We start from the raw sequence: 12,894 nt of genomic DNA, 5'->3' as shown, positions 1-12,894 counted from the left end.
TTAGGTTGCGCTGATTTGGGCTGGGACCAATTTGGGACCAATTTGGAGTTTTTCCAGTTCGCTCCAATCTGAGCTTGAGTTGATCCATCGCGCATAAGTAGACAGCAACATCTGGACACTGTGGCCGAGTTGCTGGGAAATGAATGCGGGGTTCATGCCAGACATAATGCATATTGTCGCATAGGTATGACGACAGTTGTACGGTGGTCTGTGTCGCATCCCCAATGCCTTTAGGGTTGGTTTCCACTGTTTGTGTAGGTCAGACGTCTGCCGCACATACTCGCTGTTCTTGGACGGTGGGAAGATGTAGGGGGTTTCAAGGATCTTTCCAGCACCCTTTTTCCGACGTTCTGCATATTTTTTCGCGAACTGTAAGGCGTGCAGTGCCCGCTCGTTGAGTAGGACAAAGCGATCAGCCCCGGTTTTCGTGCGCTCCACTACCTCCCCCAGGGCAATCCCACGACATACGTGGGCAGTTCTGTTCTCCATGCTCACAGCATCCCACCGCAACGCCAGGGCTTCAGACAGTCGTAGGCCCGTAAAAAATACAAACTCGAAAAAAGCTGCATAGATAGTGCTTGGCCAGTGTTCGTGCTGGTACATCTTCTTGATGATGGCGTTGGCCTCGTCAAGGGTGAACGGAGCTATCTCTTTGCGGCTACGCTTTGGAAGCTCCAGGGGCGCTGCCGGGTTCTTTGCCAGGAGTTCTTCCGACACCGCTGACTTGAGGAGTGTCGACAGTTTGACTAGGGCATTACGCTTGACCGCCGGCGATGACCATTTGATGCCTGCCATCGTGCGGCGCAGCAACGTGGTTGTGATCAGGTCGATCCGTACCAACGCCAGGGCAGGCATCCAGTACAGGTTCAGTGCGCTCTTGTAGCCGAGCTTAGTCCCGCCAACAATTGCACGACTATCGAGCCAGAGTTGCGCATATTCGCCGAAATTGATTTTCCCGCCGGCAACGTTGATAGAGCTGGGAAACAGCTCGGCGTACTTATCGTCGTCGAGCAGTCCCAGTTTGATCAGGCTGTTTACCTGATCACTAACCTGTGCGGCTGATTTGAAGCCTTTCTGTGTCGGGGGATAGGGGAGCGTTTCGCTGCGCCGGCTGCCGTTCCACATGAAGCGGATGCGGATTGATCCGTGGTGGATGTCCATTCCTGCGGGCATACCCACTGACTTTCGAGCCATTCGTAGTATCTCCTGATGCTATAGAGGATCCTGCTGCCGTGCTTGTTCCAGACTCCGAGGGGGATCTGGTTTCGAGCACGTTTCGAGCGAAGTGCGGCAATGGTTGTCCCGAGGATCTCGGCCATCTTTGCCTCGGGCACTTTGTCGCCCATGACGCTTTCATCAATCTGTTCGGCTACTGCCATGGTGATGCTCCATGCCGTACGAAGCGGGAGAAAGTGGTTGTTGGTCATACACGTCACAACGGCAATGCTCTTGGCTAAGCGCTGTTTACGCGTTCTGTAAGGAGGATGAATGCTGCTGCCGCCACTCTTGGAACCTGTCCATTGCCAAGGGCCCTAATTCGGTCCACCCGATGGGCCACCCCATCAGCCACTCGACCCACTGAGGGTTCAGTTGGCCACCCTGGCCACCGCCTGGCGAGACCTGTGTATTGAGACGGATCTGTTGACCCTTCGCCTGGCGCTCTGCAAGGCTCTGGTTGCTCCATTTGTTGGAGTCGCTGGCTTGTGGAGTCCGCCACATCACAACCGCAGCTGGCAGCCCTGGGGATTTGCGTAGCCTGTCTGCTGGTGACGCACCGCGAGTGCTGTCTGTCGCCGTTGGCGTTGGCCAGCGCTCCGGGGTGTTGATCTGTTGTGCGAGGCTGGTGCCCGACATGTTGCTGGTAATCTGCCCCCCTCTGGTGCTGTCGCTCGCGCTCGGCGTTGTCCAGAGCTTCACTGCACTGCTCAATCCCCAGCCCGCGTTCTTGCTCGCACCTGGTTGGTTGTGATTGCCGTGTACCGTTGGCGTTGGCCACAATCCAGATACGATCGCGCTGGTGGAGCGCCCCGAGGTCTGCCGCTCCAACAATGCCCCACCGAGCGTCATACCCCATTTCGGCAAGGTCACCGAGGACCACGGCAAGTCCTCTGCCCACAAGCATTGGTGAGTTTTCCACGTAGACGAATCTAGGTCGTACCTCACGGATAATTCTTGCCATCTGCCGCCAAAGGCCCGATCGAGCCCCATCGATTCCTCCGCCGCTACCGGCGGAGGAAATGTCCTGACAGGGAAACCCGCCCGAAACGACGTCAATAAGGCCTCGCCATGGTCTTCCGTCAAAACTGCACACTTCAGACCAAATCGGGAAAGGTGGGAGGGCTCCATCGTTTTGTCGTTGCGCCAAAACTTGTGCGGCGTAGGCATCACGTTCAACGGCGCAGACGGTGCGCCAGCCCAGCAAGTGGCCTCCGAGTACTCCGCCACCAGCGCCTGCGAAAAGAGCCAGCTCATTCACTTTGCCTCCAGCAACTGATGCATATACCCCACAACAGGCTGCGCGAGCGGGCTATCCTGAGCGAATAGCGTTGCATCAGGTGTGGCTGCCCCGCGCAGCTTTTCGTGGGGTATACGTGCCTTAGCGGTGGCTTGGGGAAGGGCAGTAATGCCTGCTGCTGCGCAGCAGAGGCTGTTTGTTACAAGCGCGTCGACGCTGGCGGTGGCGCGGAGCAACGCGGGCAAGGCCTCGGTGTTGTTCTGGTCGGTCTTCATGCCGCTTTCCTCCGGTGTTCGAGTGCGAGTGGGTCGAAGTGCTTGCCGGCGTGGGTAAGGAGCCAGCTCATGCGGCGTCCTCCTGTGCGGCTGGTTCGAGTTGCGCGGCCATGCTCAGGGCTTTGTTGCGTAGGGCTAGGGCCTGTGTGGCCTGGCACTGGGAGTTCACAGCGCGGAAGGTGTCGGCAGCGAGCTTGAGCTTTTCAGCGATGGCCAGCAGATTCTCGTGGTTGTCCGGGCTCAGGGTCTGGCTGGTTTTGAGTTGCTTGCACAACTGGGCCAGGCGCTGGTGATCGCCGCGAATGAACTGGAGGGAGGCTTTCAGTTCGTTGATGGTCTTGGCGTTGTCGGCGCGTTCGGTGTTTTTGCCTTCTTCCTTGCCTTCGTATCGTCCGTCGACCAGTCCTCCGCGATAGCCGGTCCAGTAGAGAAGAGCGGCCGCGATGATGGTGCTGATGAGTGCGCAGATTTGCATGGTGGTCATGTGGTGTGCTCCTGGTGGTTTGTTGGCTGGTGGTGGCAGCCTGTTCTCGGTTAGTTGTCTTGCTCGCTGGGTGGTCGTGGCATGTCTTCGTCCGCCTTGTAGGCCTGGATGTCGATCAAGGCGGCGACGTGCTTGATGTGGACGTACCGCAACGCCTTAACGCTCTGGTCGAGGGTGGTCACGGGCAGTTGAATCCGACCGTTCTTGATCGCCTCGGTGAAGGTCTTTTCATTGAGGTTCTTGAAGTAGTGCACGCGCAGCTTTTCCAGGGGGATAAGTACGTCGCCGAAGAGGTGATGCAGCATCTCGACGGTGGAGCTATCCGGCGCGGGTAGCAGGCGCAGTGGTGTTTGGTTGGTGTGACTCATTGGCTTGCTCGGCCTCCTTGCGATTTAACCGTGACGGGTGGTTCCAGGCGTTCAGGCAGTGGCGTTTGGTTAGCTCGCGCAGATGTTCCGGCACTTCGAGGAGCGCGGCATTGCGCTCCTCGCGTGTGCGCATGGCGACGATCTGGCGGGCGTACTCCCTAGGCCACGTCACGACGGTCGGCCGGGATGGCAGGCAGTTCGAGCCCCAGCTGTTCGGCCAGCCAGCGCATGCCGGCCTGCCGGACCTTGGTCGACTGGCTGTATTGCATGCCGGCCGTTTCGTGGTACCAGGTGCCATCCTTGATCCGCAGATACTCGCGATCCCGAACCGGGAATGCCGGCAGGTTGCGGTCGTCGAGCAGGCCTTTGCCGCGCATGAGGGCGATCAGCTTGGGTCGGGTGAGGCCGAAGTACTTCGCGGCTTTTTCCAGGCTACGTTCCATGGTGACCTCCTAGGCGGCGTGCGCGGTAGGAGTCGCCGCAGCAGCCAGGTGGGTGATGGATTCGGCGACCATGGCGTACACCTCGACGTCGGAGCCGTAGGCGGTAAAGCACTTGGTGCGTGGCTTTTTGACGCCGATGCTCATGATGGTGGTGATGCCGGCCCGTGTTTTGTTGCGGTGGATCGCCAGTTGGATGGGCAGCTCGAAGCCCAGGTCGAGGCTGATCGCGCCGCCGGTGCACACCAGGTCGAACACTTGCTGTTTGTGCTCGATCTCGAAGGCGCCGTAGCGGCGGTTTGCATGGGGCAATGACGACGGCTCGACCGGGTTGCTGTGATCAGTCGGGCCGTTGGCGATCTCTTCGATGAAGTCGGCCAGCTTGAGGTGCATCTTCTTGCTGTTGGCCAGGGTCAACGTGTGGCGTTCGCTGCCCAGTTCAACGGTGAAGCGCGTGTCTACTTTGCTGCGCTCGACCTTCAGGCGTAGGGCCAACGCCTGGCGTTGTGGCGTGGCGCGCAGGACGTGGTTGAAGGTTTCGCTCAGGTTGACCTGGGCGCTGAGCAAGGTGAGGGTGCGGTTGTCGATCTTGAACTTGCTCATGCTGCGTGCCCTCCGCCGTTCGGGTCGAATGGGGTGGGTGCGGTACGCTGCTTCGGCTTGGGTTTGGACGCGATGAAGGTGCAGCCGCAAATCCGCGCCAGGCGGCGGATCTCGAAGATGCGGAACGGGTCAGCAGCGGTCGGGTGGACGTGCAGGGTGGCTGTGGTGTGCATGGTGTCGCCTCGCTCTGTGGTGGAAGAGTGAGATAAAAATAACCTAAAAGGTTAACAAGTCAATAAAAACAATCTTTGAGGTTTTCTTGGGTTGAGAGGATGCAGATTTTTCAGGGTGTACATGGTGATGGCATATTGGTAGCGTGAGAGCTTTACCTTTCTGATACAGCAAAAGGATGATGCAGTGGCTTCTCAACCCGATGACAAAACTCTCAATTTGTACCCAATTGATTATCCTTTTGAAACATTGCATCAAAGAATGAATACAAGTCCCCCTAAGCTAATTTTGGATCCTGATTTTCAAAGGAAATATAAGTGGGACAATGGTGGGTGGGTCAGAGCATCTCGTTTTATAGAATCCTGTTTGATGCGTATACCATTGCCATCTTGTTATTTCGCTGAAGATGAAGAGCGAAAGCATTTGGTAATAGACGGTGTTCAACGTTTGACAACAATCAATCACTTTTTTAAGGATGGGTTTGCGTTAGAAGGCTTGACAGCATTCAAAAATCTGGAAGGGAAAAAGTTTTCCGAGTTAGGGGAGTATCGTTCAGAGTTGGAATCCACAACCATTAGATGCATAGTTCTCAGGAAGGAAAATCCCAAAAGTCTGATCCGTGAAATTTTTTCTCGACTGAACCAAGGCGCGGTTGAATTGACCGCTCAAGAAATCAGGCACGCTATCTATCCTGGACGAATGGATAATTTGGTAATTGAGTTAAGTCAAACACCTATAATTAAAAATTTCGGTATGGGGGAGAGCGGAGTTCGGAAGAAGGATGGTCGAGAATCTGAAGAGCAGGTTTTAAGATTTTTTGCGTTTCATGAAAAGTTTGATAAATATGAAGGGAATTTGAAAATCTTCTTGGATGATTATATGGAAGATAAGGCTGAACTTCAGGAGGCAGATGTAGAAGTACTACGTGAGTTGTATTTGGGCGCTTTGAAGAAGTGTGAAAAGGTTTTTGGTGATTATGTTTTCTGCGACACAACGCGACAACTGGCGAAACAAGGGTTGGTCTATTACGATCTTTTGATGCCTACGGTTGGCCTCTTGAGCCAGAGTGTGGTCGATAGGAAAGCAAAGAAGATTCGCGCTGCCTTTGAAGAACTCTGTAATTCCGAATCGTTCCGGCGCACAATGTCTGGCGGGCTGCAGAAGAAGTCTTCATTGCTGAAAAGAAGACACCTCTGGCGTGAGTTTTTAGGGGCGATTTAGTATGGTTGATGAATCGTTAACGGAGAAATACGAACAGCTATATAATTCTTTGAGAGGTATTATTAGGGAATCAGAGTCAAGAGTCCTGAGTGCTAATCCAGATTCATTACTTATAGATAATGTGAATTTTTTCGTTAAATCCTACATGATCAGTATATGCACGTACCTTGAATCATTCCTTCAAGATCTAGCCTATGGTTATGCTGGAGAGGTAAGTGCTCGGGTTAAGTCTGCTGATCTTCCGTTGAATTATTTCATCTGGAAAATGAGTAAGGATCATAAGGAAAAGGATTTAAGGTTTTCTAATATAGATCTTTCAGTTACGAAAAAAGAAATTTCTGATACGATTTCTGCAAATCCGTATCGAACTATAGTTGCCTTTAGGTATCTTGGGGTTAATTTGCTGTCGGCGCCTGAGTTTAATAGCAATAAGAGTGTTGTGGAGGCGGTTGTCTCAAAGCGAAATAATATAGTCCATCATAATGATAGGGCGGCCGATATTTCTTTTTCTGATCTTGTCTCATATGTTGATATATTTATTGTTTATATGAGGGCGGTGTATAAGGCGGTTGACAGTAAGAGGAAGGAAGCCTCCTAGTGGTAGTGCCCGGCCTGACTTGTGCGGCCGGGCTTAATAGTCAAAGATCGGATATTTTCCAACGTGCACGCCCGCATATGCTCCACTCCTCAGTCATCCGAATGATGCGTTCCGGCCAATCTGGATTCACTGCGAAAAGATACTGCTCATACCCTTCTTGCTTTAGCTGCTTAAGTGTAGCTGTTTGATCCCTTGTCCGTTTGGCAGCAACAAAATGTCCCGGCAATGCCTCAAGTGAGGGATCAATAACAACCTTGTCTCCCTCTACGAATTTTGGCTCCATGCTTATCCCCTCAACACGAAGAATGAATGCTCGCGGGCCGACAGGTCCTGGTGCATCAATCCACTCTTCAGCATCCCTCGGGTCGAAACTGCCATGAGACTCACACCACGCACCGGCTGCGATTGATCCGATCACTGGTAATTTACGCCCTGTGTGGCTAAGCACCGTAGCGTTGTTGAATTCGCCCAAGCCGTAGGGCATGTCGAGGTAGCCTTGGTGAAGATCCAACGCTTTCTCAATCTCACGCGCAATTTGATCGCCGATACCTTTCGTAGGGTTCTTCCCTCCGAACGCACTCACCTGGGCAGGGGCTTTGCCCATGCGGTCGGCGATATCAGTCAGGCGGAGCTTTTTCTCGGCCAAGACTCTTCGGAAATTTTGCAGGCGGGTATCTGAGATTTTCATGCGCCGATTCTGGCCTGATTAACCTTATGGGTGAATGCCCAAAAAGGTGTTGAAAAAATTAACCCTATTGGTTAAATTGCGTATCAGGAGGTACACCACATGAAGCTGCGTGATTACATCAACCGTTTGGATTCCGAGGCACTCACGGCGTATGCCGAGCGATGCCGCATTGCCGTGAGCTACCTACGCCTTCACGTTAAGTATGCAAGCAAAGACCCCAGCGTCTCTTTGATCAAGTCGTTGACCCGGGAAAGCGAAGGGTGCGTTTCACTTGCTGAAGTCCTGGAGCATTTCGGTATCACCGAGACCACCTTGAATAAAGCAGCTTAGTAAGAAAAAAGGCGACTCAAAGGTCGCCTAGTTCCTCCCGGCACGCACCACCACAGCGCTGTCGGGTCGCGGTAATGATAGACGGGCACACCACATGCGAACCGTCGACCGTTACCGCGCTTTCCAAGGCACGGATGCCTTGGTGTTGCTGCCTTTCTCCACCACAGATAGGGGCAGCTGTTGCGCCAGGGGTGAGCAACGGATTGTTCGCCCCGGCACGGTGCTGGTTTTGATCTTGAGGATCTAGCCGGCGTTTGGGCCCTTTCAAGCCACGCGGCAAATGTATCACCACTGCATGTCGCGCGGCACTGGCAACTTACAAGGATTAATGCCATGAGCCGAATCGCTCTGAGTTGCGTTGATCGAGCACAGCGGGAAATCCTGCCGCTCGATTTGGCGCTCTACCATGCTGCTCGGGACTATCCCGGTGGCGCCGCTGCCATCGCCGCCACCACCGGCCGCAATCCCACCACACTGCAGCACAAACTCTCACCCACGCACCCCAGCCACACGGTCAACATTCAAGAGTTCGGCGAGATCCTGGAGTTGACCAAAGACCGCCGCATTCTCGATGCCGTGCATGCCCTGGTCGGCGATACGATCTGGCAGGAGCTGGCTGAAGCTTATACCAACGACATGCCCGAGACGTTGACCACCGGGATTGCCGCGTACTTTCGGCAGGTGGCCGATCTGGCAGATACCTGGGCCAAGAGCATTGGCGACGGGGTGGTGAGCGATCACGAGCTGGCCGAGATTCGCCTGCAGGTGTTTCGCGGGATTCAGGGCTTGTTGGGGATGCTCAATCGCGCCTGCTACGTCAATCAGGCGACGCGGGGTGCTGAGCATGGCTGATATCGCTGACTTCGCGAATGACCTGGTGCAGGAACGCATCGACCAGGCGTTGGCTGCTCGCAATGCTTCCAAGTCCCAGGCTGTTACCCATTCTTTCTTGATCTGCCTCGACTGTGATGAGCCCATCCCCGAGGTCCGTCGATTGGCCCAATCGGGCTGTACCCGCTGCTTTGAATGTCAGTCTGAGAATGACCAGATGGAGGCTCGTTATGCTCGATGAAGTACTCAATCAATTTGCGGACTACGGCCTTGAGCCTGCGCAGCCGCTGACCTTCGGCAAGTTGACCCGCTGCAAGACCACGCAGGACAAGGGCAAGGAAAAGAATGGCTGGTACGTGGTGCATGAGCATCGCACCGAGAAGAACGAAACCCTGATTTTCGGCAGTTTCGGTGATTGGCGTTCCGGTGAGTCGCAGAAGATCAAGGTCAAGGCTGGGCGCATGACGCCAGAGGAGCGTGAGGTCATGCGCGCTCGGCAGGAGGAGGCCAAGCGCCGGGCGGCTGAGATTGCGGCCAGTGCGGCACGTCGAGCGGCCAGCCGAGCATCGGGGTTGTTCCAGCGCATGCCGGACAAGGGCAAGAGCGCTTATCTGGATCGAAAGCAGATCGTTGGGTTCAAGGTTCGATACGCACCGCGCACGGGCGCGGTGTTGGTGCCGATGAGCAACGTGCGCGATCAGATCGTTGGCTTACAGGTGATCTTTCCCGAGAAGCAGGAAGACACCGGGCGGGACAAGGCTTACTGGCCGTACGGGATGTCGAAGGAGGGCGCCTTTCACTTGATCGGTGGCCACCCGGAGCCCGGTGAGCCGGTGTTGGTGTGTGAGGGGTATGCCACGGGCGCCAGCCTGCACATGGCCACGTCGATGGCAGTGGCGGTTGCCTTCGATGCGGGTAATTTGCTGCCGGTGTCCAAGGCCATGCGCGAGCGTTTTCCTGGTTGCCCGCTGATCATCTGTCGCGACGATGACTGGAAGACCAAGCGGCCCAATGGCGAGCCTTGGAATCCCGGTGAGGAGAAGGCCAGCAACGCGGCGTTGATCGTCGGTGGCCAGGTGGTTGCACCGATCTTCTCTGGCGAGCGCGAGATCAAGTGGACCGACTTCAATGACCTGCATGTGGCCGAAGGGCTGGAGGCGGTGCGTCGTCAGGTGCTGTCGGTGGTCAAGCCGCCCGCTGCGGGTGGCTGGAAGGATCAGTTGGCTCGGAGTGAGAGCGGGGCGCTGATTGCGCATATGCAGAACGTGGAGTTGATTCTGGGGAATGATGAGCGGTGGGCTGGGGTGATCGGCTACAGCGTGTTCAGCTCGAAGATCATCAAGTTGCGGGTTGCCCCTTATGGTGGCGGTGCGGGCGACTGGGCCGACATCGATGACATGCGGGTAATGAAGTGGCTCGCGCAGCAGTACAACCTGCGGGTCAAGGCGTCCCATGTGGTCGAGGCCGTGAGTGTGGTTGCCCATGACCACGCGTTTCATCCGGTGTGTGAGTACCTGGAGAGGCTGGTATGGGATCGTGTCCCGCGCCTGGATTCCTGGCTGACGGATGTGCTGGGTGTGCAGGCCAGCGACTACTCGGCCAAGGTCGGCAAGCGTTGGCTGATCTCGGCGGTGGCCCGGGTGATGCGCCCTGGCTGCAAGGCTGACTCAGTGATGATCCTCGAAGGTATGCAGGGCGAGGGCAAGTCCACGGCGATGGGGATTCTCGGCGGCGAGTGGTTCATGGACACACCCTTTGCTCTGGGCGACAAGGACAGCTTCCAGGCGATTCGCGGCAAGTGGATTGTCGAGCTGGGGGAGCTGGACAGTTTCAACAAGGCCGAGAGCACCAAGGCCAAACAGTTCTTTTCCGCCTCCACCGATACTTACCGCGAAAGCTATGGCCGCAGAACGAACGACGTGCCACGCCAGTGTGTGTTCGTGGGCACTACCAACCAAGAGGAATACCTCAAGGATGCCACGGGCAACCGGCGCTACTGGCCGGTGTTCTGCAACAAGGTCGAGTTGGATAAGTTACGGGAGATCCGCGATCAGCTATGGGCTGAGGCGGTGTTTTGCTTCAATGCCGGCGATATCTGGTGGGTGACCAAGGACGAGTCCTGGATGTTCGTCGAGGCGCAGGACGAGCGCTTTGTGGTGGATGAGTGGGAGGGGCTGATCCTGAATTGGCTGGAGGAGTCGCAGATCGGCGAGACCGCCACCGGCAATGAGGTCCTAACCCAGGCGCTGAAGCTGGACTTCGGCCATTGGGGCAAGCCGGAACAGATGCGCGTGGGTGCGATCATGCACCGCCTGGGCTGGCGTAAGAAGCGTATGCCGGCGCTGGCCAAAAGCGGTGTGCGGCAGTGGGCTTATCAGAAGCCAGCCACCTGGGGCCGTGCCCCGGCCTTGCAGCAGGATCCGATAGAGGAGCCGTGCTTTGATTAGGCGAATCGATGAGATGCTCAAGCTATGGGCGCAGGATCTGCACTCGCCGATGCCCGACACCTACGGCGGTGCGAGCGGCGGCAACATGATCGCAATGCTGATGGAGTGCAAGGGCGAGCTAATACGCGGGACTCGCGGCAGTCGGGTGTTGTTGGATGAATCTGCGGATATTGAGCTGATCGTCAACAAACACCTGGCGCCGGAGCTGTCGTTGGTTGTGTGGGAACACTACTGCAATCACGAGAGCTTTCTCCCGCAGAAGTACACCCACTGCGGGTGCAGCCGCGATACTTACTATCAACGTCTGCATCAGGCGCATCTGCACATCGCTGGCATGCTGCTTGGGATTGCGGCATGACCTTGGGCAGCAATCCGTCTGGTGTTGTCCTACTGTCCGGCCTTGTCCGACTGTCATTCAGTGCAGCTGGACAGGTGCAGGCCGCGCCGTTGGCGGGCTGTCCTACTGTCCAACCTTCACCCACGTCATGCACACATGAGCGCAGCGGGCAGGTGTTCGCGCCTACGGCGCGAATGCGTGTTTTTAGTTTTCTCTCTATACACAAGAGAAAGTTAAATAAGGTAGGACAGTAGGGCAGAGCCCCGAATTTAGGCGCCTGTAGCTGTCCTGCCTTGATCCTGAATAGTGGGACAGGTAGGACAGCGCATTAAAAGCGATAGCCGAATTGATGTGTTGTACCTGCGTCGTACCTGTATTGCACCCACGTTGTACCCGTATTGCGCGGTGGCATTAAAACTCGCTTGCTGCCACCGGAATCGACCTGTAAAAAGTAGTCATCTTCGATAGGTGCGGCCGCAGAGAGCGGCACTCACCACCACACTGAACCCGGCCATTGCGCCGGGTTTTTGCGTTTATGGGGTAGGGCGATGACGAATGAGCAACAGACGCTGATAGAGATGCCGATCTGGATGGTGATTGTCCTGTCCCTGGTCGGTGGGATATCCGGTGAGGCATGGCGGGCTGACAAGGCGGGGGTGAGCGGCTGGTCTTTGGTTCGACGGCTGCTGTTACGGTCGGGGGCCTGCGTGGTCTGCGGGCTTTCAACCATGATGCTGCTGCACGCATCGGGACTGTCGGTCCTGGCGGCGGGAAGCATTGGATGCCTCACTGCGATGGCAGGGGCGGATGTCGCCATCGGCCTCTACGAACGCTGGGCAGCCAAGCGGCTAGGGGTGTGCGATGTGCCGCCGAACAGCGGCGGCCAGCCCTGAAACCGTCGGGGACCCTGGGGTTATTCAAGGGGCACGGGGCATGAAACCCGCGGGAAAGCGTTAGCGGCTGGGCTCCCAGCTTACTGAAATTCAATGCATTGAAATTGAAAGGTCTTCATTGAAAAGCCGTTGAAAAGGAGGGCTCCATGACAGATCCAATCTACCTGTCAAAGAGCGCCTTCGCGGCGCGCATCGGCAGGACGCCGAGCTACATCACCTGGCTCAAAGACAACAACCGCTTGGTGCTGACGCCGAACGGCAAGCAAGTCGATGTCCTGGCCACCGAAGCGCTGATTCTCGAAACCGCCGACCCGAGCAAGGCCGCCGTCGCGGCTCGCCATCAGCAGGAGCGGGTCCAGCGCGACGTCTACAGCCAACTCTCAACCCAGGTCGAACCGACCCCCACGGCTGCGCCGCAGCAGGCCAATAACGGAGACGGCAAGACCCCGGACTTCCAGAAAGCCCGGGCCTTGCGTGAACACAACATGGCGCAGCTCGCCGAAATCGAATTGCGCAAGGCCCAGGGCTCGCTGGTCAACCGAGTCGCAGTCGAGACCGGCGCCTACAACGCTGGGCGCCTGCTGCGCGATCAACTGTTCGGCCCGCTGCCCCAGTTGTCCCACGAACTGGCCGCCATGACCGACCCCTGGGAAATCGAGAAACACCTGACCACCACCATCCGCCGAACCCTGACAGAAGCCGAGCGTCTGTCGTCGGCGGACCTTGAGCACGCCATGACCCCGAGTTGATCCC

General features: G+C 56.4%; 18 protein-coding genes. 9 read left to right on the top strand and 9 right to left on the bottom strand.

All coding sequences use genetic code 11. The features are described 5' to 3' along the window. From BMW74_RS16945 to BMW74_RS25255, 8 genes are all read right to left on the bottom strand, one after another. A complete protein-coding gene (locus BMW74_RS16945; protein WP_093423771.1) occupies positions 1-1,194 on the bottom strand; it encodes a tyrosine-type recombinase/integrase in 1,194 nt (397 codons plus the stop codon). 259 nt (positions 1,195-1,453) lie between these two features. Beyond that, entirely contained in the window at positions 1,454-2,476 is a 1,023-nt protein-coding gene (locus BMW74_RS16940) for a DNA cytosine methyltransferase (protein ID WP_093423768.1), read from the bottom strand. Further along, positions 2,473-2,730 (bottom strand): hypothetical protein, encoded by a 258-nt coding sequence (locus BMW74_RS16935; protein ID WP_093423764.1) that lies wholly within the window; start codon positions 2,728-2,730, stop codon positions 2,473-2,475. The genes BMW74_RS16940 and BMW74_RS16935 overlap by 4 nt, the downstream gene beginning before the upstream one ends. Positions 2,731-2,797: 67 nt before the next feature. After that, the gene (locus BMW74_RS16930) at positions 2,798-3,214 is read right to left on the bottom strand and encodes a hypothetical protein (protein ID WP_093423761.1); all 417 of its coding nucleotides are present in this window, start codon (positions 3,212-3,214) and stop codon (positions 2,798-2,800) included. A 50-nt stretch (positions 3,215-3,264) separates the two neighbouring features. Beyond that, the gene (locus tag BMW74_RS16925) at positions 3,265-3,582 is read right to left on the bottom strand and encodes a pyocin activator PrtN family protein (RefSeq protein WP_093423757.1); all 318 of its coding nucleotides are present in this window, start codon (positions 3,580-3,582) and stop codon (positions 3,265-3,267) included. Between the two features lie 158 nt (positions 3,583-3,740). Next, a complete protein-coding gene (locus tag BMW74_RS16915) occupies positions 3,741-4,025 on the bottom strand; it encodes a phage antirepressor KilAC domain-containing protein (protein WP_093423748.1) in 285 nt (94 codons plus the stop codon). 9 nt (positions 4,026-4,034) lie between these two features. Further along, positions 4,035-4,625, bottom strand: a complete 591-nt coding sequence (locus BMW74_RS16910; protein WP_093423743.1) for a hypothetical protein — start codon at positions 4,623-4,625, stop codon at positions 4,035-4,037. After that, positions 4,622-4,798: a hypothetical protein gene (locus BMW74_RS25255; RefSeq protein WP_175479244.1), complete on the bottom strand. Its 177-nt coding sequence runs from the start codon at positions 4,796-4,798 to the stop codon at positions 4,622-4,624. The genes BMW74_RS16910 and BMW74_RS25255 overlap by 4 nt, the downstream gene beginning before the upstream one ends. A gap of 184 nt (positions 4,799-4,982) precedes the next feature. Here BMW74_RS25255 and BMW74_RS16905 point away from each other — a divergent pair, with 184 nt between their 5' ends. Both BMW74_RS16905 and BMW74_RS24910 read left to right on the top strand, forming a co-directional pair. Beyond that, on the top strand, positions 4,983-6,017 hold the full coding sequence (locus tag BMW74_RS16905; protein WP_139208423.1) for a GmrSD restriction endonuclease domain-containing protein: 1,035 nt from the start codon (positions 4,983-4,985) through the stop codon (positions 6,015-6,017). A 1-nt stretch (position 6,018) separates the two neighbouring features. Continuing rightward, positions 6,019-6,615, top strand: a complete 597-nt coding sequence (locus tag BMW74_RS24910; RefSeq protein ID WP_139208422.1) for a HEPN domain-containing protein — start codon at positions 6,019-6,021, stop codon at positions 6,613-6,615. Between the two features lie 40 nt (positions 6,616-6,655). Here BMW74_RS24910 and BMW74_RS16900 read toward each other — a convergent pair whose 3' ends face one another. Beyond that, complete coding sequence (locus BMW74_RS16900) at positions 6,656-7,303, bottom strand: LexA family protein (protein ID WP_093423735.1); 648 nt, start codon at positions 7,301-7,303, stop codon at positions 6,656-6,658. A gap of 99 nt (positions 7,304-7,402) precedes the next feature. Between BMW74_RS16900 and BMW74_RS16895 the strand changes: the two genes are divergently transcribed. The 7 genes from BMW74_RS16895 (at position 7,403) to BMW74_RS16865 (ending at position 12,890) form a co-directional block, all read left to right on the top strand. Continuing rightward, positions 7,403-7,633, top strand: coding sequence for a hypothetical protein (locus tag BMW74_RS16895; RefSeq protein WP_093423732.1), 231 nt, complete (start codon positions 7,403-7,405; stop codon positions 7,631-7,633). Between the two features lie 333 nt (positions 7,634-7,966). Then, a complete protein-coding gene (locus BMW74_RS16890) occupies positions 7,967-8,485 on the top strand; it encodes a phage regulatory CII family protein (protein ID WP_175479243.1) in 519 nt (172 codons plus the stop codon). Then, positions 8,478-8,705, top strand: coding sequence for a TraR/DksA family transcriptional regulator (locus BMW74_RS16885; RefSeq protein ID WP_093424022.1), 228 nt, complete (start codon positions 8,478-8,480; stop codon positions 8,703-8,705). The genes BMW74_RS16890 and BMW74_RS16885 overlap by 8 nt, the downstream gene beginning before the upstream one ends. Next, positions 8,695-10,911 carry a VapE domain-containing protein gene (locus tag BMW74_RS16880; protein ID WP_093423726.1) on the top strand — a complete coding sequence of 739 codons (2,217 nt, stop codon included), beginning with the start codon at positions 8,695-8,697 and terminating at the stop codon, positions 10,909-10,911. The genes BMW74_RS16885 and BMW74_RS16880 overlap by 11 nt, the downstream gene beginning before the upstream one ends. Continuing rightward, on the top strand, positions 10,904-11,269 hold the full coding sequence (locus BMW74_RS16875) for a PA0613 family protein (protein ID WP_093423723.1): 366 nt from the start codon (positions 10,904-10,906) through the stop codon (positions 11,267-11,269). Before BMW74_RS16880 ends, BMW74_RS16875 begins: the two co-directional genes overlap by 8 nt. A 527-nt stretch (positions 11,270-11,796) precedes the next feature. Then, positions 11,797-12,141, top strand: coding sequence for a phage holin family protein (locus tag BMW74_RS16870; RefSeq protein ID WP_093423720.1), 345 nt, complete (start codon positions 11,797-11,799; stop codon positions 12,139-12,141). Positions 12,142-12,287: 146 nt separating this feature from the next. After that, a complete protein-coding gene (locus BMW74_RS16865) occupies positions 12,288-12,890 on the top strand; it encodes a terminase small subunit (protein ID WP_093423716.1) in 603 nt (200 codons plus the stop codon). The last annotated feature ends 4 nt before the right edge of the window (positions 12,891-12,894 follow it).

The sequence above is a fragment of the Pseudomonas sp. ok272 genome (assembly GCF_900109995.1).
Taxonomy (GTDB): Bacteria; Pseudomonadota; Gammaproteobacteria; order Pseudomonadales; family Pseudomonadaceae; genus Aquipseudomonas.
The sequence above is the reverse complement of the archived record's forward strand: the minus strand, read 5'-3'. Positions and strand labels throughout refer to the sequence as shown.

Bases quoted from the DNA above. Each gene is read 5' to 3' on its own strand.
- BMW74_RS16915 (WP_093423748.1), bottom strand. From the start codon at position 4,025: ATGGAACGTAGCCTGGAAAAAGCCGCGAAGTACTTCGGCCTCACCCGA.
- BMW74_RS25255 (WP_175479244.1), bottom strand. From the start codon at position 4,798: ATGCACACCACAGCCACCCTGCACGTCCACCCGACCGCTGCTGACCCG.
- BMW74_RS16870 (WP_093423720.1), top strand. From the start codon at position 11,797: ATGACGAATGAGCAACAGACGCTGATAGAGATGCCGATCTGGATGGTG.
- BMW74_RS16890 (WP_175479243.1), top strand. From the start codon at position 7,967: ATGAGCCGAATCGCTCTGAGTTGCGTTGATCGAGCACAGCGGGAAATC.
- BMW74_RS16925 (WP_093423757.1), bottom strand. From the start codon at position 3,582: ATGAGTCACACCAACCAAACACCACTGCGCCTGCTACCCGCGCCGGAT.
- BMW74_RS16935 (WP_093423764.1), bottom strand. From the start codon at position 2,730: ATGAAGACCGACCAGAACAACACCGAGGCCTTGCCCGCGTTGCTCCGC.
- BMW74_RS16885 (WP_093424022.1), top strand. From the start codon at position 8,478: ATGGCTGATATCGCTGACTTCGCGAATGACCTGGTGCAGGAACGCATC.
- BMW74_RS16930 (WP_093423761.1), bottom strand. From the start codon at position 3,214: ATGACCACCATGCAAATCTGCGCACTCATCAGCACCATCATCGCGGCC.
- BMW74_RS24910 (WP_139208422.1), top strand. From the start codon at position 6,019: ATGGTTGATGAATCGTTAACGGAGAAATACGAACAGCTATATAATTCT.
- BMW74_RS16900 (WP_093423735.1), bottom strand. From the start codon at position 7,303: ATGAAAATCTCAGATACCCGCCTGCAAAATTTCCGAAGAGTCTTGGCC.
- BMW74_RS16910 (WP_093423743.1), bottom strand. From the start codon at position 4,625: ATGAGCAAGTTCAAGATCGACAACCGCACCCTCACCTTGCTCAGCGCC.
- BMW74_RS16945 (WP_093423771.1), bottom strand. From the start codon at position 1,194: ATGGCTCGAAAGTCAGTGGGTATGCCCGCAGGAATGGACATCCACCAC.
- BMW74_RS16880 (WP_093423726.1), top strand. From the start codon at position 8,695: ATGCTCGATGAAGTACTCAATCAATTTGCGGACTACGGCCTTGAGCCT.
- BMW74_RS16895 (WP_093423732.1), top strand. From the start codon at position 7,403: ATGAAGCTGCGTGATTACATCAACCGTTTGGATTCCGAGGCACTCACG.
- BMW74_RS16865 (WP_093423716.1), top strand. From the start codon at position 12,288: ATGACAGATCCAATCTACCTGTCAAAGAGCGCCTTCGCGGCGCGCATC.